A 21,995-nucleotide genomic window follows, 5' to 3' on the forward strand; every position below is an offset into this window, starting at 1 on the left:
TTTAGACTGTTTGTTTTTTTCGTGTTATCCAGTAAATCAGGGTCATAACAATTAAGAAAACAAAACCAATCAATACCGAAATACGAGTTTCAGGATTAAGAAACATAAAGACTAATGTAACTAGTAAAGCAAGTAAGGCAAAATAGTTGCTGTAAGGATACAAGGGCAGTTTAAAGGGATGGTCTTGCAATTCAGCTTGATGCAACTTTCTGAACTTCAGTTGACTTAGCAAAATAACGAACCAAGGAACCATTCCGGGAAGAACGCTGGAACTATAGACGAAAACAAAAATGTTAGAGCTACTTTTAATAAAAAGCGGTAGAATCTCGTTGAGGAGCATCCCGCAAAAGATACCAATCGAAATTGTCAAAACCGGCAAAATCGGGACTCCATGACGTGATAATTTGACGAATTTATCCGAGATTTCTTTTTTGAGTCCGAGACTGTAGAGCATGCGACTAGAACTGAAAATTCCAGAATTGCAACCAGACATTGCCGCAGTTACCAGGACAAAATTAATGATGCTGGCAGCGGCTGTAATTCCAACACGCGCAAAGGTTTCAACAAAGGGCGAACCAACTTGCGCTAATTGATTCCAAGGATAAATTGTAACAATCACAAAAATTGCTCCGATATAGAAGATTAAAATCCGTGCAACAATTGATTTAATAGATTTAACAATGGTAGTTTGAGGGTCCCGAGCTTCACCCGCAGTGATCCCAATAACTTCTATCCCTTGATAGGATGCGATCACAATTGAAAGTGAAAAGACAAATCCCTTAAAACCACCAGTAAAGAAACCGCCGTGAGACCAAAGATTTGCAAAACCTAGTGGATGACCATGATTTCCAATCCCTAAAAGAATTACTAAGGCCCCAAGGATCAGCATAAAAATAATGGTAACAACTTTGATCAATGAAAACCAAGATTCAAGTTCTCCATAAGCCCTGACAGAGACAAGATTAGCAATACAGAGGGTCACGACAATAACTGTTCCGGAAATCCACCCAGGAATTCCAGGCCACCAATAATTTAGATATTGACCGACTGCGATAACTTCACTGATTCCCACAACTAGATACTGAAAAATATTACTCCAGGCCGTCAGATAACCTGCAAGCGGATGGATATATTCTGTAGCAAATTTAGCAAACGAAGCGGTGCTGGGATCAACATAGAGCATTTCCCCTAGGGCGCGCATTACCAGATACAAAATCAGGCCGGCAAGAGCATATGCAAGTAGGACAGATGGGCCTGTCCACTTAATTGTGGCAGTTGACCCCATGAAAAGTCCGACACCAATAGTTCCACCAAGGGCAATCATCTGCATGTGTCGCGACGATAGCCCGCGGTTTAATTTTCTTTTTTGTTTCAACTTCACTTTCTCCCTTCGAAATCAGACAAGTAGCAATTAAAGAAATAAAAAAGCGTCCCTGAATTTTTAAATTCAGGGGCGCTTGTAGCGTGGTACCACCCATTTTTAATCAACATACTCGATTACACTTTAAATTAATAACGATTCTCACCGACAACCATTTCGTTTTGTTAAACTACTCAAATTGCACTTGAAAGTAGTATGCTTGAATAATTTATAGCCGGTTTACACCAACCCCAGCCTCTCTTAAAAAATAACTTCAAACACGTGTCTTTCTCTTTGTTTATTCTCCCATCATAAATGAAAATTATGGGCATTTCAAGGTAATCAGCAAATATTTTTGAATTGGCGCAGTTTGACACCTTCAGCCAACTTTGTGAAAGAAGCAGGCGAGTGCGTTGCTAACTAGTTTGGCTGGGTCAATTTTTAGGGTTAGTGAAGGCCTTCCCATTTCCATGCTTCAACTTCAGGCAAATCAGTGCCTTCATCGCGAATATATTGGTGATGTTTAGCAATCACAGCATCCATTTTTGCGATGAGCTGACCATATTTCTCGGCAGCAGGTAAGCTAAGAATGATTGACTTAACAAGGTCAAAGCGATCCATTTGATTTAAGACACGCATGTCAAATGGTGTAGTAATATCACCATTTTCACGGTAGCCGTGAACGTGTAGGTTATGATTATGGCGGTCAAAGAAGAGGTCGCGAATCAAACCTTCATATCCATGAAAAGCAAAGATCACAGGTTTGTCTTTAGTAAAGAAAGCGTCGAATTCTGGATCACTCAAACCACGTGGATCATATTTTTGGCTGCGGAGTTTCAACAGATCAACGACATTAATAAAGCGGATTTTCAACTCTGGCGCAGCCTGGTGTAATAATTGAATTGCGGCTAAGCTCTCTAAGTTGGGTTCTGTTCCTGCGGCCGCTAAGACAACATCAGGCTCTTCATGTTGGTCACTTGAAGCCCAGTCAATGATTTTTAGACCATTATCAACTAATTCTTTTGCTTCTGCAGCTGAATAGAATTGTTGCCGTGGGTGTTTTGAACTCACAATCAAGTTGATCTTTTGGCGGTCATTAAGCACTTTGTCAGCAACTGCAAGCAGCGTGTTAGCATCAGCAGGTAAATATTCGCGGATGAACGCCGGTTTTTTGTCGGCTAAGTGTCCCAAAATACCAGGATCTTGGTGAGTATAACCGTTATGATCTTGCTGGAAAACAGTTGAAGAAGCAATTAAGTTCAAAGAAGGAATGTCGCTGCGCCAAGGCTGGTCAGTTGCTTTACGCAACCACTTGAAATGTTGTGTCAGCATTGAATCAACCACGCGCAAGAAAGCTTCGTAACTGGCAAAGATACCATGTCTGCCGGTTAAGACATAGCCTTCAAGCCAGCCTTCATCTTGATGTTCAGAAAGCTGAGAATCAATCACTCTTCCTGCACTTGCAAGGAATTCATCATTCGGTTCTTTGATCTGCTCAAGCCATTGGCGTTTTGTCGCCTCAAAAATCGGTGCAAGTCGATTTGACATTGTCTCATCTGGTCCGAATAAACGGAAGTTCTTATTCGACTCGTTTAGCTCGATCACATCTTTAAGGTACTTGCCCAAGACAGTCATATCCTGTGCAAAGACTTTTCCGCGTTGAGCTACATCGACTGCATATTTACGATAATCAGGCAGGATTAGATCTTTAATCAGCTTGCCGGGGTTAGTATGCGGATTTGCAGCCATACGCTGTTCACCAGTCGGGGCGATTGCAGCAATTTCAGGTTTTAAAGCACCCGCTGCAGTGAAAAGTTCTTCTGGATGGTAACTCTTCAGCCACGCGACTAATGCAGTAGCGTGTTGCATGTCATTTTGATCCACTGGAATTGGAATCTGGTGAGCGCGGAATGAATTTTCAATGGGTTCGTGATCCCATTCTTTAGGACCGGTCCAGCCTTTAGGAGCTCGGAAAATGATTAACGGCCACTGTGGTAGCGTAGGGTCGTTATTTTGACGTGCATGGGTCTGAATAGCCTTGATTTCCTCAATTGCTTGATCCATGGCTGCAGCCATCTGTGGATGCAGCTTTGCCGGGTCGTCTCCTGCAACAAACAGCGGGTGCCAGCCCATACCTTCAAAATATTTCTGCAATTCTGCATCACTTTGACGTGACAAGAGTGTCGGATTAGAAATTTTAAAACCGTTAAGATTTAAAATTGGCAAAGCAGCGCCATCATTAATTGGATTAATAAATTTATTGGATTGCCAAGAAGTTGCAAGCGGGCCGGTTTCTGCTTCTCCATCGCCAACAACGACCGCTGAAATGAGATCAGGATTGTCGAAAATAGCGCCAACACCATGCGAAAGAGAATAACCAAGTTCGCCACCTTCGTGAATCGAACCAGGGGTCTCAGGAGCAGCATGGGAAGCCACCCCACCTGGGAAAGAAAAACGCTTAAATAGTTTTTTCATTCCTGCGGCATCTTGTGTAATCTCGGGGTAAATTTCAGTATAACTACCATCAAGATAAGAATTCGAAACCATTACTTGACCACCGTGTCCTGGACCTTCAACGTACAGCATATTTAAGTTGTACTTATTGATAACACGATTCAAGTGGGCATAGATGAAATTTTGACCAGCAATTGTGCCCCAATGACCGATTGGTTTAACTTTAACATCACTGGATTTTAAAGGACGAGTCAATAGGGGATTGTCTTTTAGATACAATTGACCAACAGAAACATAGTTGGCTGCACGCCAGAAGGCATCAAGCTTTTCAAGGTATGCGGGTGAATTGTAATCTACTGTATTTGTAGCCATAATATTAAGCTCCTTTAATTGGGTTTACCTGTAATTGAACGACATAGTCTACACTATTAATAATAAGGATTATCTACTAAAAATCAACTTTTTTATTTTCTGGACCGGACCAATTTTTAAAGAAAAAAACAGGATCCTTTTTATTATACAATGGGCAAGTTTATGCAGCCTCGGTGGCGGATTTAATTCACACTGACGAAGGAATTGAATTTTAAATATTTATAATGGAATCGCATGTGTGAAAATTCAAATGGAGTCCCATCATCTAAGAAAAAGATACCCTCCATCACACCGGTGGGTTCGTTAGGCTCGAGCTTTAAAAGTTCCTGATCTTTTTTGGTAGAGGGTTCTGCAAAAACTGAAAGGAACGATTTGGTGACTGCTTGGTGATGGACTTCTTGCAGATAATTGAAGATTGATTTTTTGATAATGGAACGCGTCAATTCTGGAACAATCTTGATCGGAATAAAGCCGGTTTCAATCATGAAGGGTTTCTTTTCAAAGAGACGCAACCGAACGATTTGATAGACAAAGTCATCTGGCAGTAAAAAGAGATCTCGGCGTAATTCAGCTGTTGGTTTAATCACTTCAAAGGTCAGGACTTTTGTTTTGGGCCGTTTGCCGTTCATTTTGAAATTATCGGTCACACCTAAATTGGAGCTTTCTTCATAATTAAAAACAGATTCATTCTTTAAATAAAGCGGATTAATAAAGGTTCCTGCACCACGCTTTCTGAAGATCATGCCATCATTAGCCATGCGATTCAGCGCTCTTTTAACAGAACTGCGACTGACTTTGTAGCTTTCGCTGAGTGAACGTTCATCTGGTAGCCGAAGATCTGGGTAACTCCCAGCGAAGATTTTATGTTTCAAATCGGAAATAATCTGTTTATATACTAGCTCTGACATACGCATACCCCTCATTAATTTCTAAATTCTAGTTAAGCACAATTTTAAAAAATACACAATAAAATAAGGGAACAGCCTGCGGTGAGTCTTTGAATTAGCTTTAAATTCTATATAATCTATTACAATTAACAATTATTTGACAAAAAGAGCGCAATAACTGTTAAAATATGGTGGTTGATGCAGCAGATTTTTGTATTATTGATTTTAGTGCAAAAACTTGATAGTTGGAATCTGTTAATCCAGATGCTGCAGCACAAAGCTAATGAAACGGTGTTTGGAGATTGTTTTTCAAATACAAGTTCACATCTCAGGAGGAATGAGAATGTCAATTTTAGTTCTTGGAGGAGCTGGATACATAGGCTCTCATACAGTTGATCGTTTGGTTGAAAAAGGAACAGAGGTTGTCGTAGTCGACAGCTTGGTAACAGGTCACCGCGCAGCTGTTAATAAAAATGCAAAGTTTTATCAAGGAGACATTGCCGATCAAGATTTTATGCGGAAGGTTTTTGCTGAAAATCCAGCGATTGACGCTGTGATTCATTTTGCGGCATTTTCATTGGTAGCCGAATCTATGAAGAAACCTTTGAAGTATTTTGATAACAATACTGGTGGTATGATCAAGTTGTTGGAAGTCATGAGTGAAGTTGGAGTTAAACGCATTGTCTTTTCTTCTACCGCAGCTACTTATGGTATTCCAGAAACAATGCCGATTAAAGAAACTGATCCGCAAAAGCCAATTAATCCTTATGGTGAAAGCAAGCTTGCAATGGAAAAAATTATGCATTGGACAGATCTTGCTAATGGCATTAAATTTGTTGCTTTACGCTACTTTAACGTTGCTGGTGCAAAGCCGGATGGCAGTATTGGCGAGGATCATAACCCTGAGACACATTTATTACCGATTGTTTTGCAAGTTGCCACAGGCCAGCGTGAGAAATTGCAGATTTTCGGCGATGACTACAATACACCGGATGGAACCAATGTACGCGATTATGTTCATCCCTTTGATCTCGCAGATGCACATATTTTAGCTGTTAATTATCTGCGCGAAGGTCATGAAAGTACAGCCTTTAACTTAGGGTCATCCACTGGCTTTTCTAATATGGAGATCTTAAAAGCGGCACGTGAGGTCACTGGAAAAGAGATTCCAGCAGTGATTGCTCCACGCCGAGGCGGCGATCCAGATACTTTGATTGCAGCTTCTGATAAAGCACGCCAGATCTTAGGCTGGAAACCGCAATTTGATGATATCCATAAGATCATTGAAACTGCTTGGAAATGGCACGAAACACATCCCAATGGTTTTGACGAAAAATAATAAAAAAAGGTGTTCGAAATAAGGTACACTGTAAAAACAGAAATCAGCAAAGCTTTTTGCGCTGGTTTCTGTTTTTTTGTTGCATGCTTAATGCTTAGTAGGAATACGTTCACAAACTAACCGAAAAATAACTGATTCAATTGTTTGAAAAGTCAGATGGGGAGAACTATACTCAGTTCGAGTAAACGATTACATAAAACGCACTCATTTAGGTGTCATAGATTTATTGTAGATTGAACATAGGGAGATGTTTGTTGTGAAGGCTGCAAGAATTTACGGAAAAGAAGATGTTCGGATTGAGAATGTAGCACTTTCCGAACCGCAGGATGATCAAGTACAAATTAAGGTTAAGTATTGTGGAATTTGTGGCAGTGATCTACACGCTTATTTAGAGGGATGGGGGTTACCAACTATTCCGCATCCATTAACCGGCAAGACAGTACCGATTACACTTGGTCATGAATTTGCTGGCACAGTGGTTAAGGTCGGTGATCGAGTGAAGGATCTTAAGGTAGGCGATGCAGTTGCGGTGGAGCCACTGATTGCATGTGGAAAATGCGAGAATTGCCGCAAGGGGTTTTATAATTTTTGCAATAATGCAAGGGCAAAAGATGGTGCCGGCAATTTCCTTGGCTTTTCAGATGATGGCGGGTTTGCCGAGTATGCTAACGTAGATGAATTTTTTGCCCATAAAATGCCACAAGGTTTAGCTTATGAATTAGGAGCACTTGCTGAGCCCACTGCTGTAGTGTTTGAAGCAATCAAGAAAAGCAGCTTGCGTGCAGGTGAGGACGTTGTGGTAGAAGGTGCCGGCCCAATTGGTTTATTGACGGCGGTGTTAGCGAAATTGGCAGGTGCTAACCATGTTTTTGTGATTGATGTTTCAGAAGTGCGTTTGAATAAGGCCAAAGAATTGGGGCTGAAACGAATTTTGAATCCTAATCAGGTTGATGTTTCAAAGGAAGTTCGGAAAGAATGTCCCAATGGGGTCGATGTTTCGTTTGAGGCAGCCGGAGTTCAAGCAACCTTTGAAAATGCATTGAAGCTGACAAAGCGGACTGGCACGCTGCAGATTGTTGCGCTCTTTGGCAAACCGCTTAAAGTTGACATGACGAACGATGTTATTATGCAAGGAGTCGATATCGTGACTACATTATGCTACAACAATTCGTATCCTGAAGTACTAGGGATTCTTAATAATCATCGTGAACTTTTTAGCAAAATTGTTACCAAAAAAATTCCATTAGCGGCAGTCGTAGAAAAGGGAATTAAGGCGTTAGCGACTGAAAAAGATCAGGTGAAAATTTTGGTATCGCCTGAAGCCTAGAGGTAGAAATGAAAAAATGCTGCCAGTTGGTGAGATTTTTCAAAAACTAAGGGCAAAACTGATTGCGCTGGACAGTATTTGCTTGCTAGAAGCGTTAATTTAGAGAGTGCAAAATAAAATTAAAGAGCTTGAGAGTGTGACATAAGGCGGGAAAATTTGAGTGCTAACCCGAAATTACGAACATCGTGAGTACTTTGCTATGAGTAATTCGAAGTTAGACGGAGAATTTTGGCTTATGGAACATGTTTATCCGGAATAAAAGAGGAGAGTGCGACATAAGTCGGGAAAATTTGAGTACTAACTCGAAATTACGAACATAGCGAGTACTTTGCTATGAGTAATTCGAAGTTAAACGGAGAATTTTGACTTATGGAACACGTTTATCCGGAACAAAAGAGGGACTGTGACAAAATTTAACTTCTGTCACAGCCCCGCTCTGTTTACGTTTAGCTAAAAATTGCGCATAGTCACAGTCCGCCTATTTTGCAATTTAGTGCTAGTGCTCAAGGCCTCCCGGTGGTTTGTCGGCACTTTTTATTAACGTGCTCCAAAAGGCAGCCCTTTATGCTTAGCTTAGGTAACAACGGTAACAAGCGCAGTTACCCTCGTTACCTGTCGCTAATCTTCAAGGCCTCCCGCCTTTTTGCGCACTTCTTATTAACGTGCTCCAACCACCAGCCTTCTGTGCCTAGCTAAAAATTGCGCATAGTCAAAGACCGACTATTTTGCAATTTAGCGCTAGTGCTCGAAGTCTCCCGGCGCTTGTCGCACTTCTTCATAACGTGCTCCCCCAGCAACCTCTAATGCCTAAGCCTGCCTTACGCGTAACCAAAAGCGGGTTACTTTGTAATTTAGGTCTTAGTCTACGAAGGTTGAACACTGGGTGTCAGCACTTCTATTTCTTTTTCGATTATACTGAATCCCCCACTGCTCTAAAGAAGCAACCACAGGACGTAAAGTTTGTCCAAATTCCGTTAAAGTATAATCAGTCCTGAGCGGTATTTCCGAAAAAATAGTTTTCTTGATGATTCCATCATCTTCTAGCTCCCGTAACTGTAAGGCAAGCATTCTACGTGAACAATCTGCGATCGCTGAATGCAACTCACCAAAATGGCAAAGCTTTTGCTTGAAGAGGTGATACAGAATCACACTTTTCCACTTGCCAGAAATAATTTGCAAGGTACTCTCCACAGGACAACCTGCCTGGCAACCATAGACCTGTCTTTTCTTCATTATGATCTTCTCCTCTAAAAGTAATTCAACTATAGATTATACCTCTAATTAAAAACGTGATAGCAATAAAACTCTGCTAGTAACATTTTTTTCACGATTGCAGGATTATTAAGAAGGGCTACTATAACTGTATAGATTAACAGGGAGGAATTTGAATGAAGAAGACAATGAAGGTCATCGGTTTCAAGGAACATTTGCCATTAACTGCAGCAAACAGTCTCCAAGAATTTGAAGTACCGCGGCCACAGGTTCAAGAACATGATTTATTAGTGGAGGTTGCCGCAGTGTCAGTTAATCCCGTCGATGTTGGGGTCCGCCGCACTGGACATGGTGTTTTGCAAAAACCAAAAGTACTTGGCTGGGATGCCGTCGGAATTGTTAAGGAGATTGGTAGTGCCGTCACGCTTTTCAAACCGGGAGAACGTGTTTTTTATGCTGGCTCGTTTAAACGTCCTGGAAGTAACAGTGAGTATCAAGTGGTTGATGAACGTATCGTGGGACATGCACCTGAGAAGTTGACTGATGCTCAAGCTGCAGCAGTTCCACTTACTTCTTTAACAGCGTGGGAAGCGTTATTTGAACAGTTGGAGATTGCACAAGGACCAGCGAAAGAACGGACAAAAACAATTTTGATTATTAATGGGGCTGGTGGAGTAGGTTCCATTGCAACTCAGTTAGCTGATTGGGCAGGCCTAAAAGTAATTGCCAGTGCTTCTCGGCGTGAGACTATCCGTTGGGTTAAACAGCATGGCGCGCAACAAACTGTTAATCATCGCAAGAATTTAGTCACAGAAGTTAGAAATCTAGGTTATCAATATGTTGATTATATTTTGGGACTTAGCGATCTTGATGGTCATTGGGCTGAAATTGCAGCATTGATTAAACCCAGCGGCAGAATTGCAGCAATCACTGAAAATAAACGACCACTTGATCTAAAAAAATTAACTAAAAAACGTGCGAAATTTGCGTGGGAGTGGATGTACACAAAGTCATATTATCAAACACCTGACATGCTTAGTCAGCATGTGATCCTTGAAAAAATGGCTGCACTTTTAGATCAGGGAATCATTAAAAGTACAGTGACACAAGAGCTTTCACCCTTTAATGTTGCCAATTTAAAAAGGGCACATGAATTAGTTGAGTCCAACCATATGATGGGTAAGGTAGTAATCTGTAAGCAATAAGCATAAGTTGATAAAACCACGCTGCTGTTTGAAATGAGGCTGACAGTTAAAGCTATTTTTCAGTTTGAACTGTCAGGAATAAGGATACAGCAAAAAATCCCGCCTAAACTTTGACAACCTGTCTAAGCTTGGCGGGACTTCAAGAATTAGGGGATTTTTATTCCAGAAAAATTTGGTAAACTCTGCGTTGATCGTGGGGATCATCATTTAGATAGACAATTCCCGCGTAAGTAAAACCGGCTTTTTCAATAATGTGCTGCATTCTTGTATTCTCAGCATGGGTGTCAATGCGCAATTCACGAAATCCTAGACGAAATGCTTCACTAAACAGATTACTGAAGAAAAAATCACTGAGATGTTGACCACGATATTGAGGTGCAACAGTGATCCGGTGAATTGTGGCATATTTACCGGTTGGATTAGTAGGTGCAGTCTGCCATTTGCCCGCGTATATTTTATGATAATTCGGTTCAGCAGTCTGAAGCAAGGTGGCCGTTCCTGAGATTTTTCCAGCGGCAAGCAGTAGATACGTGCTTTGATTGCTAATATCAGTTGTGATAGTCTCACTTGCAGGATAGTTTCCCTGCCATTGTGGAATACCATCAGCAGCTAGCAGCTTTTTACCTGAGTTAATCAAAGCAGTGATGCTATCCACGTCTTGTAAGCGTGCCTGTCTAATGAAGAGCGTTGTCATTGTTTTTCCTTCTTTCTGTTAAGTAATGCCGCTTGTTGGTTAAGCTGAGCGACGGTCTTTTCCTTTTGCCCAAGTCCCCCGGAAAGTCTTGTGACAGTTTTTCCTAATTGCTGGAAGCAGGCATAGGTGAGCGGCAGTAGTTGCTTGCCCTTTTCAGAAAGAGCAAGGTCAATTTTACGCCAACCATTTTTTTTGGTGATTAAGCCGTCAGCGGCCATTTTTTTAATAAAACGTGACATCGTGGAGGGGGCAATTCCCATTTTAGCAGCAAGTTCATGCAATGTGAGTGGACCAATTTCAGCTAGTGTCATTAAGATATAGTTATAGCTGGGACTGAGGCCGGTGGGCTTATAAGCTGCAATTGCTAGTCTTTCAGTTTCTCGTGCGAGGCGATTACTGGCAAAATATAAGCAGTTTTCGATTGCTAAAGTCATCGACATGGCTCCTTTCATCAGGTTGAGGGTAATGTGGTTAAAAGAGCATCAAAAACAGAATCTAACTTTCCTTGAATAAATAAAGCGGGTTCTTGCTGCAGCCGGAGAGGCTGATCATTGATGACTACAATGTTAGCAGCGGTCTCAGGAAAATTGTGATGAAGTTGAGTTCCGCAAATAATTACTAAATCAGCATTTTTGAGGAGGGCTCTGCCTGCCGCTACACGTTTTTTGAACGCAACCATATTACGTAACACGAAAACAGGCAGGATTAGCGAACCGTCAAATGGACAATGCGGAATAGGATGCTCTACTAGGTATTCTAACCCAAAAGAATGATGATGTGCGACACAAAAATTTTCATTAATACTGCCCCAATATTCGAGAACTTTTTTTGAACCTGCCAGTGTGTGTAGGTAGTCCAGATTAAATGTGATGATTCCGGTTATGAGACCTGCTTTTTCCAAGTGAGCAAGGGCTAAGTGGCTGCTACTTGGCAAAGCTTGCGGCCGAAAATGGGTTTTGCGATACATGCGATAAAACTCCTGCGGGTGGGATTGCGCATATCGATTAGTTAATAACTTTAAAATTGGTGCATGAAACTCAGAATCAGTTAGGGCGATTTTATTCATCGCTGCTAGTCCTGGATATCCGCAGGTAGTTGAGATCCCTGCCCCAGTAACTAGGATTGTCCGCTGGGCTTGTTCAAGCAGAGTAGTTAATTTTTTTAGTGCAATTAGCATAATAACCCTCCTCCTAAAAAGTTGACAAGCATGATTTATAGAAATACTATGTATATACATAGTACAGTGCTGTGTTACTAAATTCAACTACAAAAGAAGGAATAATTTATGTTTTTGACGGTTACACCTGCTGCTAAAAAGAAATTGAAAAAATATCTTTCACAAAACAACCTGCATTTTTTACTGAGCTTTGATGATGGGGTTGGTCTTTACTCTAAAGTGCAGGCGACTTGTAGTCTTGAAATCAACTTCGAGTTAATTGTCGTCAACCGAACTGCTGATTTAACTGACTTTGATACCACACTTGAGACAAACGTTGGTCCGTTTTTAATAAAAGGATACTCAAAAGAATTTTTGGATGAAAAGAGCAGATTAGATGTTGATAAATTCGGTGCATTGTTGCTTGCGGGGAATTACACAGGGATAATTGCTAGTAATGTTACGTTCATTGATCTATCGGCTGAAAAGCAAAGACCTCTTACTAAAATGGAGAAAATGGACGAAATTGCAAACTAAATGGAGAGTGTGACATAAGTCGAAAAAATTTGAGTACTAACTCGAAATTACGAAGATAGCGAGTACCTTGCTATGAGTAATTCGAAGTTAGACGGAGAATTTTGACTTATGGAACACGTTTATCCGGAATAAAAGAGGGGCTGTGACAAAATTTAACTTTTGTCACAGCCCCTTTAGTGGATACACAAAAGTAGTAACGGGACGCTGAACTTTTTCAAAGCTAACCAGCGAAGCCAAGTTAAACTAAATTAGACTACAACTGTTTTTTCAAAAGCACAAAATACCACGGTACAGTTTGACTAAAAGCTGCTGGACTTGCTAGGAGTCATTTTGTGTAAAAGCTCCTCCCATTGAGCAACGATTGTTGGGAGTTGAAAGGCTTGTGCACGCGTTAAGGCAAGCTTACTCCAATGTTTTCGCAAGTTGAGATCTTGTAGGAGCGGAGAAAGGTCATGCATAAAGCTGTCTACGTCATGATCGGCACTTAAAATACCATATTGTCCATTTTGCAGATACTCTTGGGCACCGGTATTCCACATGCTGGCGATTGGAAGGCCAAAATCCATTGCTTCTCCAATGACAAGCGGCAGTCCTTCCCAACGTGAGGTCATGACGAAAAGCGAGGCGCTTTGGTAATGTTTTCGGAGCTGCAGGTCATTTAAGGCACCTGTCAGCTTGATCTTTTGTGAGAGTTTTTGGTTGGTAATAGCGGTTTGAAGAGCTTCTTTTTCAGGCCCATCGCCGGCAACCTTGATTTGCCATGGTGTCGGTAACAGCGCAGCTAAATTTAATAAAAGATCTAAACCCTTATGCTGAATATCTAAGCGACAAACGGCTGCGATGGTTGGGTTGACGAGTTTTGCATGGCCATGTGCTTTTAAAGTCACCGGGTTATAAATTTTTAGGGTATGCTGATTGTGTTGTTTGAATTTTTTTAAATCATGTTCAGTTAAAGCGATCACAGTGTCAACTGCATTTAAACCGGCGATGAATTCAGGTGCCATTTGACGATAATATTTTTCCAAGTAGGTTTCATAGTTGTTGTGCAACCATGCGATCAACTTAACAGTTGGAAGCCGCTGCTTAAGCACAGGGGCAAAACTGGTAAAAAGCCCAGCGTTCAAGATTACAACTGTGATTTTGTATTTTTTGATGACGGTCAGTAAGTCGGTAATTTGTTGTGTAAAACGCTGCAAAGGTCGATCTTCTCGAAAACTTTTCCCGGTGTTTACTGGATGGACAGCATGCAGTAAAGGGGCGGCGAGTGAGAAAAAAGACGGGTCACTAGAAAGTGAGTAGTAATATACAGTATTTTTTCGGGAGAGTTCATTCCCGATCACAGTTGCTACGCGTTTAACACCATCCATAATTAAGTTCTCTGTACAGATTAAAATATTCATGATTTTCACTCCTTATTAGAGCAAGCTAGCTGGAAAGTGAAGCACAACTGATGGTTACTATAGATAATAACAGTTTTCCAAAGTAAACGCTTACTATAAGCCTTCAAGCAGCTGCTTGCAAAATAGCAGCACGTTAAAGTAGAAGTATGACAACTGCCAAATATCTGCTAAAACTTGATTAGAATGCAGGAAGTACAGTCGCCAGCGGCAAGCAGGGCTTGAATTAAGTAATTCAGAATTGATTACAAATAATTTGTGGAAGTGCTGGTGGGAGTACGTTAATCTGTAAATCACAAAATAAACTCAAAAGACTGAATCAAAATGCGAGTCTTGATTCAGTCTTTTGAGTTTATTTAAAGATGATCCATGTTGTCAGAACTTTTACTTAGCTTTAACCAGATTATAAAGTTCTTTTTTGAACATACTTATCCTTAATCAGTCCACAATTACTTTTAGCAGTTGTTTAGCATCATCAGCTGCAAGCGGCATGTAATCGGATCCGATGGCATTTTCATCTAAGACTAATTCATAGTCGTGATCTAATTCTTGCACTAAAGCCCGCAGATTATTAAGTTGTTCTGATTCAAAGCGGTTGAATGAGAAGTTACGCTGACGTTTCATTGCTTCTTCGACATCCTTACCAAAAACTACGTTGAGAAAATGTCCATTTTCTGAATTTGAGAGACGCCACTCAGTATTTTTCTCTGCGCGTGCTTCTGTTTTTTCGATCACTGTGTTATCCATGAAGAGACCTCCTTTGTATGTCCACTTGAATTAACAGGTATACATTAGCACTTAATAAAACGCTTTACAATCAAAATACCGCAAATAATTAAAAATTGGTATAATTAATTAATGTTGCAGATCTTTAAGCTGTAGTAAGCTTTATTAAGTGCTAATGCTTATCTTAATAATATTGGTATTTGTCCTTCGATGGTGTATATTTAACGTGTACCAATTTTGACGGTACCGCTAACAACTTAATGTTAATATATGCCAAGGGAGATTTCAAGTATGTCGTATACACAAGAGCTATTGCGGGAAAAATTCCCCTCAAAACAGGATGTGATTACTGAGATCACAAACTTAGAGGCAATTTTGAATTTGCCAAAAGCTACCGAACACTTTGTCAGTGATCTTCACGGCGAATATAATGCTTTTGATCATATTCTGAGGAATGGATCAGGCAACATCAAGCAAAAAATTGTTGAAAACTTAGGTGGTAGATTGACTCCCAAAAACATTCAAGAATTTGCCACGCTGATCTATTATCCAGAAGACAAGATTACCTTTCAAAAGGAAAATACCAAGGATCAAGATGACCTTGAGCAATGGTACCTCAATACAATTGCACGCTTGATTGAATTGTTGAAAATCACGGCGACAAAGTATACGCGTTCCAAGGTTAGAAAAGCCATGGATCCTAACTTCGTTTATATTACTGAAGAATTGCTGTATAACGATCAGCAAGAACCTGACAAGCGGAATTATTATAATAAGATCCTACGTAACTTAGTTGAGCTGCAGCAAGCTGATAAGTTCATTATTGCAACTTGCTATACAATTCAGCGACTGGTAGTCGATCATTTGCATGTAATTGGTGATATTTACGATCGTGGACCGCTACCGGACAAGATTATGGAGACGCTGATGGCTTATCATTCACTGGATATTCAATGGGGGAATCACGATGTTCTCTGGCTGGGAGCGGCCTCAGGGTCTGCTTTATGTTTGATGAACCTGTTGCGGATTTGTGCACGTTACAATAATTTGTCTATTATTGAAGATGCTTATGGAATTAATTTGCGACACCTTTCAATGTTTGCCGAAAAAAATTACCATGATATTCCGGCTTTTCGACCGAAGACGGTTGAGGATGCCTCGTTTATCTTGCCAGATGAGAAAAAGCAAATTACACAAATTCATCAGGCAGTGACAGTTATCCAGTTTAAGCTTGAAGGGCAGCTTTGTCAGCGCAGACCTGAACTTGAGCTTCAAAAATTGCCGTTACTTGACAAAATCGACTGGGTAAAAAAAGAAGTTACGATTGAGGGGAAAAAATACTCCCTTATAAATACTTGTTTTGGGACGGTTGATCCGAAAAATCCTTATGAATTAAACGCAGAGGAATTAGAAATTACGCGTTCATTGCTTTATTCTTTCATGCATGCGACTAAATTACGTAAGCATCTTGATTTTATGATGGATAAGGGCAGCATGTATAAATGCTATAACGGCAACCTCTTATTTCACGGATGTATCCCGGTTGAAAAAGATGGGGAATTTCAAAGTTTTGCCTATCAGGGTAAAAAATATGCTGGCCGCACCTTATTGGATTTTTGTGAAAAGGAACTGCGGACAGCGTATGCGCATCCCGAAGTTACAGATGATTTTGCGACTGATATGACTTGGTATCTGTGGCAAGGACCATTGTCGCCGTTATTTGGGAAGCATGCGATGACCACCTTTGCACGCTATTTTGTGGCTGCACCTGAGACACATACTGAACGTAAGAATGCTTATTTCGCGCTACGCAAGGAAGAATGGTTTTGCCGCAAACTCATGAGTGAATTTTCATTGGATCCCGAAACTGGTTATGTGATTAATGGACATACTCCTGTCAAAAAAGGACAGCAACCGATTTTGGCTAACAAAAAAATGATTGTGATTGACGGGGGCTACTCTAAAGCTTATCAACCAACGACTGGAATCGGGGGGTATACGTTGTTGTATAACTCTTATGGCTTGCAACTAGTTACCCATCATCCCTTCACAACAAGAGAAGATGCAATCAAAAATGGGCGTGACATTATCTCTACAAAACGAGTGGTTAACCAGGAAATCAAACGTCAAACGGTTGCAGATACGGATATTGGTAAACAAATTAAAGAAAATCTGCAATTGTTACGTGAATTGTTAGGTGAATATGATAAGTAAACAGCGCTGCCTAAAAAGCTTGAAAGCAGTCGTGATATTCAGATTGGAACCACAAATTTTGTGCGGAGCAGCTATGGCAAGTTGGAGGAAAAGTCCAATGTAGGCATAGCTTTTTTGAATTTAATAAAAAATTTAGTTTTTATAAAGTTTGGCTTTTAACTGAAGTCGAGCGGCTTTTTATGTTATTTTCAGTTACAATAAGAGTATCAATGGAAACGGGGAGTGTTTTTTTTGGGAGTATGGGAAAAGTTTTTGGCAAACATTAAACTTAGGCGGACAGTTGTATTATTGGTAGTCATCTTTGTGCTCTATGAAATGCGTGTGATGATGAACTTAATTTTATTGACGTTTATCTTTACCTTTTTAGTGGTCAGCTTAACTGCATTTATTAGAAGACATATTAAGATTCCGGCGCCGGTAATTGTCACGGTGGTCTATCTGTTGATCGTCGGGATGCTGTACTTAGCCATTACCTTTTATTTACCGAAGCTTTTTGCCCAGACAGAAGCAATGGTGCGCTATTTAATCAGCTTTTATCAACGTCCTTCAGTTGATGGCAATGCGATTTTGAAATACGTTAGTAGTATGATTAGCGACTCAACCATTGCCGCACAGATGAAAAATGGCGTGACATTGTTACTGAAATACGTCACGAGTGTTGGAACAATGGGTGTAACCTTTGTGCTATCTTTGATCCTCAGCTTTTTCTTTACGATCGAAAAAAGTAGAATGTACAGCTTTTCCAAAAGCTTTTTGAGCGGACCGAATGCATGGTTCTTCCAAGATATTTATTTTTTTGCAGACAAGTTCGTGAATACCTTTGGAATTGTCCTTGAGACGCAGTTTATGATCGCAATTGTGAATACAACGCTCACGACGATCTGTTTGGCAATTTTACAAATGCCGCAACTGTTCAGCTTATCATTGCTGATTTTTATTATGAGTCTTATTCCGGTAGCGGGTGTAATCATTTCGGCAATTCCAATGGCCATTATTGGCTATTCGGTAGGCGGTTTGCGCTATGTAGTCTACATTGTCGCAATGTTATTTGTAATTCATTCGATTGAAGCCTATGTCTTGAATCCTAAGTTAATGTCAAATAAAACTGAGCTACCAATTTTCTATACCTTTGTGGTGCTCTTTATTTCAGAGGAATTGTTCGGGGTGTGGGGGCTGATTGTTGGAATTCCAATCTTCACCTTCCTATTAGATATCTTAGGGGTCAAACCTATTAAAACGCGTAAAAATCGACTTAAGGATATCAGGAAAAAATTGAAGTCAGAGTAAGGAGAATCTTTAAATGGAACTAACTGAATTTGTGGCAAAGTATGCAGTTGAACGTCGCCATACTTCCTCAGTGAAGTGGGACGGGATGCAAGAAAAGTACGGGACAAATGATTTGTTGCCGCTGTGGGTAGCAGACACCGAGTTTAAAGTACCTGAAGCAGTTACGGAAGCACTGCAAAACAGAATTGCGCATGGTGCATACGGTTATTCACTGACACCAGAAAGTTATTACGAAGCTTATTTTAAGTGGCAGCAAACACGTTATGGAACCGAGTTAGAACATGATTGGCTGCGTTTCGGGACTGGGGTTGTTCAATCTCTCAGTACCTTGGTAACTTGTCTAACAGAACCGGGTGACGCGGTGATGATTCTCCAGCCGGTGTATGCGCCCTTTTTAAGTGTGATTACAGACAATCAGCGCATTCCTGTTATCTCAAACCTAAAACGCAATGGGACGCACTATGAAATGGATTTGGCGGATATCCAGGCTAAGCTTCAAGCCAAAGAAGTCAAGCTTTTATTGCTGTGTTCACCGCATAATCCAGTGGGGCGTGTCTGGAGCAGCACAGAATTAGCAGAGCTGCTAGAAATTTGTCGTCAGGAAAAAGTCTTGCTGGTTTCAGATGAGATTCATCATGATTTGATCGTCGGCAAGCGTCCGTTTATTTCAGCACTTTCTATTAAGGAAGGTTACTACAGAGACAATCTAGTAATGCTCGATTCTGCTTCTAAAACGTTTAACCTGGCGGCGCTGCAAAATAGCCATGTCGTGATTCCTAACCCGCAGTTGCGTGAACGTTATGATCACTGCGTTGCACGGTTACATGCGCCAAGCGGCAGCTTACTTGGTCAAGTTGCAGACGAAGCGGCCTATCGCACAGGTGCAACATGGCTTGCCGGAATGCTCGCAGTCGTGAAGCATAATTATGAGTATCTCAAAAAAACTTTGACAACCGCATTTCCACAACTGACAGTTTATGAGCTTGAAGGAACTTATCTAGCCTGGGTCGATTTGTCCCAAGTAGTGCCTGTTGACAAGCTGGAGTGGGTTATTAAGCATCAGGCGCGGCTGGCTGTCGATTTTGGCGAAGAATTTGGGCCTGTGGGTAAGGGGTTTATTCGAATTAACTTAGCGACTCCGCCAGCTAATATCGAAAAGGCTGTAGCAGCCTTATGTGCGGCTATCCAAGCGTGAAACAGCCTTGACTAGGGCTTTTCATAATTTGGTACTAGTTGTACTATGAATTTTCAGCGTTTCAGTGTAAAATGTGATGTGTAAACAAATCAAATATGAAAGAGGTTTTCGCTAACTATGACAAAATTAGTTTTTATTCGTCACGGACAAAGTGAATGGAACTTGAAAAACCTTTTCACTGGTTGGGTAGATGTTGACTTAAGTGAAAAAGGTGTAGAAGAAGCCAAAGAAGCAGGACGTAAGATTAAAGAAGCAGGTCTTGAATTTGACCAAGCTTATACATCAGTTTTGACACGTGCAATCAAGACTTTGCACTATGCTTTGGAAGAATCAGATCAACTTTGGGTTCCTGAAGTTAAGACCTGGCGTTTGAACGAACGTCATTATGGTGCATTGCAGGCCAAAAACAAAGCAAAGGCTGCTGAAAAATACGGTGACGAACAGGTTCACATCTGGCGTCGTTCTTACGATGTTTTGCCTCCATTATTGAGTGCTGATGACGAAGGTTCTGCAGCAAAGGATCGCCGTTACGCAGACTTGGATCCACGTGCAATTCCAGGTGGCGAAAACCTGAAAGTTACTTTGGAACGTGTAATCCCATTCTGGGAAGACCAAATTGCACCTAAATTGTTAGATGGCAAAAACGTTATCATCGCAGCACATGGTAACTCATTACGTGCTCTCACAAAATACATCGAAGGTATCTCAGACGAAGATATCATGGGTGTTGAAATGGCAACTGGTCAGCCAGTTGTTTATGACTTGGATGACAAGTTACAGGTTATTAAGAAAGAAAAACTTTAAAGTCAACATATCGAATATAATAAAATAAGGGGCTGGGTCAAAAGTCCCAAAATAAAGAGCTTCGCCAGAAAAAGTAGTAATTTTTCTGGCGAAGCTCTTCTGATATAATAGAAAATAAAAAAGCATTGGTCGCACCCAACACTTTTAAAAACAATACCCTTACGAAAGGATAATCAAAATGCACAGTAATTATAACATAAATCAGACCGTACTGAGTATTTCAACTGCTTGGGAGCCAAAAGAAAATCATCCTGCCCGGATGATTAACAAAATCGTTGAGTCACTCGAACTCAATGATCACTACCTTTTTGGACGTCCACGTAAATATGACTTGCGTGTTCTTTTAAAATTAATTATATTCGCGTATACCAAAGGAATTTTTAGTAGTCGTCAGATTACTACTCTGGCAGAGGAGAATCTCGCAGCTCGTTGGTTAACGCAGGAACAAGTGCCGGCTTACCGTACAATTTGTCGTTTCCGTGTTTCAACTGAGGTTGAAGTTTTGTTAAATCAATGTCTTCAGAAGCTAACTAAGTTTTTACGTCAACACAATTTGATTACCGAAGTAACCTTTATTGATGGAACCAAAATTCTAGCAGATGCCAATAAGTATAGTTTTGTTTGGCGTAAAAATACGGTACGGTTTGATAAACTCAATCGCGCCGCGATTGTGTCTCTTTTGCAGGAATTAAAAGTGGCGAAATTTAATTGCCAAATTCCAGCAGGAACTGAACTTAGTCTAGAAATGTTAGATGAAGTTATTCTGCGCTTAGAGAATAGCTTAGAAGATCTGGATAAATAAATTGAAAAAGACCATATTTCCCCAAATCCTGATAAGGCCAGACGGCGAAAATTGAAATCAGTAAAGCGAAAACTTAAGTTACGTCAAGCAAAGTTACTAGAACATAAAAACCAACTTGGAATTTACGGTAAACGTAATAGTTATTCGAAGACAGATCATGATGCAACTTTTATGCGTGTTAAGGAAGATCCGATGCTTAATGGGCAGCTAAAACCTGCTTATAATCTTCAAATCGCCACGAGTGGACAGTTTGTGACTGCCTTCAGTATTTTTCAAAATCCAGGAGATACCAAAACGCTAATTCCCTTTTTGCAGCAACAAAAACAAGCTGGAACTTTAGGTAGATACGTTGTAGCTGATGCAGGATATGGTTCAGAACCAAACTACCAGTATCTTGAAGATGAGCTGCCGGAACACACGGTACTGATCCCATATGGGACAATGCTTAAAGAAAATAGTCGAAAATGGCAGAGTGATGACCGCAAGGTTATGAATTGGAAATACCATCCTAAAGATGACTATTTTATCGACCCACAAGGAGTTAGATTTAGTTTTCATGCTTATCGCAAACGCAAAGATAAGTATGGTTTTGAACGTGAATTTAAGGAATATATAGCGAATAAATACAATGATACTTTTCAAGTTGACCAACAGGCTTTCACCAGCGGTGGAAAGCTTCGTAAAATAAAGATTAATGAAACTTGGGAATATTTCAAAGCTAAAGAACGAGCATTGTTTTCAAATCCTCAAACTGGTTCCATTTATGGACAACGTAAAATTGATGTCGAATCAGTTTTTGGCGGATTGAAGGCTTGTTTAGGCTTCAAAAGATTTATGGTTAGATGCCTCAAAAAAGTAAAAAAGGAAGTAGGAATTGCCTTGGTAGCGATGAATATCAGGAAATTGGTGGCAAGAGTCACCAATTATACTTGTTTTTTAAAACCAAAGAAGAGATTGTCGAAAATCCCAGAACGATTTTCGACAATCTCTTTTATTTTAGAGGACTTTTGACCCAGCCCCTTTTGTT

17 protein-coding genes and 1 pseudogene are annotated in these 21,995 nt (G+C 40.5%); 9 read left to right on the plus strand and 9 right to left on the minus strand.

Annotated features, from left to right (window positions below; all coding sequences use genetic code 11):
• Window position 1 precedes the first annotated feature (1 nt).
• The 3 genes from AB3Y88_RS08000 to AB3Y88_RS08010 form a co-directional block, all read right to left on the minus strand.
• Window positions 2–1,330, minus strand: a complete 1,329-nt coding sequence (locus AB3Y88_RS08000) for an amino acid permease (protein ID WP_228888843.1) — start codon at window positions 1,328–1,330, stop codon at window positions 2–4.
• A 477-nt stretch (window positions 1,331–1,807) separates the two neighbouring features.
• Window positions 1,808–4,186: a phosphoketolase gene (locus AB3Y88_RS08005; RefSeq protein WP_228888830.1), complete on the minus strand. Its 2,379-nt coding sequence runs from the start codon at window positions 4,184–4,186 to the stop codon at window positions 1,808–1,810.
• A gap of 182 nt (window positions 4,187–4,368) precedes the next feature.
• Window positions 4,369–5,094: a GntR family transcriptional regulator gene (locus AB3Y88_RS08010; protein ID WP_054757730.1), complete on the minus strand. Its 726-nt coding sequence runs from the start codon at window positions 5,092–5,094 to the stop codon at window positions 4,369–4,371.
• 322 nt (window positions 5,095–5,416) lie between these two features.
• Here AB3Y88_RS08010 and galE point away from each other — a divergent pair, with 322 nt between their 5' ends.
• Entirely contained in the window at window positions 5,417–6,412 is a 996-nt protein-coding gene (gene galE / locus AB3Y88_RS08015) for a UDP-glucose 4-epimerase GalE (RefSeq protein ID WP_054757731.1), read from the plus strand.
• A 256-nt stretch (window positions 6,413–6,668) separates the two neighbouring features.
• A complete protein-coding gene (locus tag AB3Y88_RS08020; protein WP_228888833.1) occupies window positions 6,669–7,739 on the plus strand; it encodes a 2,3-butanediol dehydrogenase in 1,071 nt (356 codons plus the stop codon).
• Window positions 7,740–8,597: 858 nt separating this feature from the next.
• Here AB3Y88_RS08020 and AB3Y88_RS08025 read toward each other — a convergent pair.
• Window positions 8,598–8,972, minus strand: coding sequence for a helix-turn-helix domain-containing protein (locus AB3Y88_RS08025; protein ID WP_228888835.1), 375 nt, complete (start codon window positions 8,970–8,972; stop codon window positions 8,598–8,600).
• Between the two features lie 167 nt (window positions 8,973–9,139).
• Between AB3Y88_RS08025 and AB3Y88_RS08030 the strand changes: the two genes are divergently transcribed.
• On the plus strand, window positions 9,140–10,156 hold the full coding sequence (locus AB3Y88_RS08030; protein WP_056961694.1) for a zinc-binding alcohol dehydrogenase family protein: 1,017 nt from the start codon (window positions 9,140–9,142) through the stop codon (window positions 10,154–10,156).
• A 157-nt stretch (window positions 10,157–10,313) separates the two neighbouring features.
• Here the strand turns inward: AB3Y88_RS08030 and AB3Y88_RS08035 are convergent, their stop codons facing one another.
• Genes AB3Y88_RS08035 through AB3Y88_RS08045 form a run of 3 tightly spaced genes read right to left on the minus strand, consistent with a single transcriptional unit; the run spans window position 10,314 to window position 12,027 of the window.
• Complete coding sequence (locus tag AB3Y88_RS08035) at window positions 10,314–10,850, minus strand: GNAT family N-acetyltransferase (RefSeq protein ID WP_228888838.1); 537 nt, start codon at window positions 10,848–10,850, stop codon at window positions 10,314–10,316.
• The gene (locus AB3Y88_RS08040) at window positions 10,847–11,284 is read right to left on the minus strand and encodes a MarR family winged helix-turn-helix transcriptional regulator (protein WP_056961645.1); all 438 of its coding nucleotides are present in this window, start codon (window positions 11,282–11,284) and stop codon (window positions 10,847–10,849) included. The genes AB3Y88_RS08035 and AB3Y88_RS08040 overlap by 4 nt, the downstream gene beginning before the upstream one ends.
• A gap of 17 nt (window positions 11,285–11,301) precedes the next feature.
• On the minus strand, window positions 11,302–12,027 hold the full coding sequence (locus AB3Y88_RS08045; protein WP_056961643.1) for a Sir2 family NAD-dependent protein deacetylase: 726 nt from the start codon (window positions 12,025–12,027) through the stop codon (window positions 11,302–11,304).
• A gap of 108 nt (window positions 12,028–12,135) precedes the next feature.
• Between AB3Y88_RS08045 and AB3Y88_RS08050 the strand changes: the two genes are divergently transcribed.
• Entirely contained in the window at window positions 12,136–12,543 is a 408-nt protein-coding gene (locus tag AB3Y88_RS08050; protein ID WP_056961641.1) for an iron-sulfur cluster biosynthesis family protein, read from the plus strand.
• A 299-nt stretch (window positions 12,544–12,842) separates the two neighbouring features.
• Here the strand turns inward: AB3Y88_RS08050 and AB3Y88_RS08055 are convergent, their stop codons facing one another.
• Window positions 12,843–13,943, minus strand: coding sequence for a glycosyltransferase (locus tag AB3Y88_RS08055; protein ID WP_228890176.1), 1,101 nt, complete (start codon window positions 13,941–13,943; stop codon window positions 12,843–12,845).
• Between the two features lie 435 nt (window positions 13,944–14,378).
• Complete coding sequence (locus AB3Y88_RS08060) at window positions 14,379–14,687, minus strand: hypothetical protein (protein WP_054755807.1); 309 nt, start codon at window positions 14,685–14,687, stop codon at window positions 14,379–14,381.
• 270 nt (window positions 14,688–14,957) lie between these two features.
• Here AB3Y88_RS08060 and AB3Y88_RS08065 point away from each other — a divergent pair, with 270 nt between their 5' ends.
• The 5 genes and pseudogenes from AB3Y88_RS08065 (at window position 14,958) to AB3Y88_RS08085 (ending at window position 21,979) form a co-directional block, all read left to right on the plus strand.
• The gene (locus AB3Y88_RS08065; protein ID WP_056961638.1) at window positions 14,958–16,880 is read left to right on the plus strand and encodes a fructose-bisphosphatase class III; all 1,923 of its coding nucleotides are present in this window, start codon (window positions 14,958–14,960) and stop codon (window positions 16,878–16,880) included.
• A 231-nt stretch (window positions 16,881–17,111) separates the two neighbouring features.
• On the plus strand, window positions 17,112–18,167 hold the full coding sequence (locus tag AB3Y88_RS08070; protein ID WP_056961636.1) for an AI-2E family transporter: 1,056 nt from the start codon (window positions 17,112–17,114) through the stop codon (window positions 18,165–18,167).
• Window positions 18,168–18,180: 13 nt separating this feature from the next.
• Window positions 18,181–19,362 (plus strand): MalY/PatB family protein, encoded by a 1,182-nt coding sequence (locus AB3Y88_RS08075; protein ID WP_228890173.1) that lies wholly within the window; start codon window positions 18,181–18,183, stop codon window positions 19,360–19,362.
• Between the two features lie 117 nt (window positions 19,363–19,479).
• Window positions 19,480–20,166 (plus strand): 2,3-diphosphoglycerate-dependent phosphoglycerate mutase, encoded by a 687-nt coding sequence (locus AB3Y88_RS08080; RefSeq protein ID WP_228890171.1) that lies wholly within the window; start codon window positions 19,480–19,482, stop codon window positions 20,164–20,166.
• Between the two features lie 178 nt (window positions 20,167–20,344).
• Window positions 20,345–21,979: pseudogene (locus AB3Y88_RS08085) on the plus strand (IS1182 family transposase).
• Window positions 21,980–21,995 lie beyond the last annotated feature (16 nt).

The organism is Liquorilactobacillus satsumensis, from assembly GCF_964065465.1.
GTDB lineage: Bacteria > Bacillota > Bacilli > Lactobacillales > Lactobacillaceae > Liquorilactobacillus > Liquorilactobacillus satsumensis.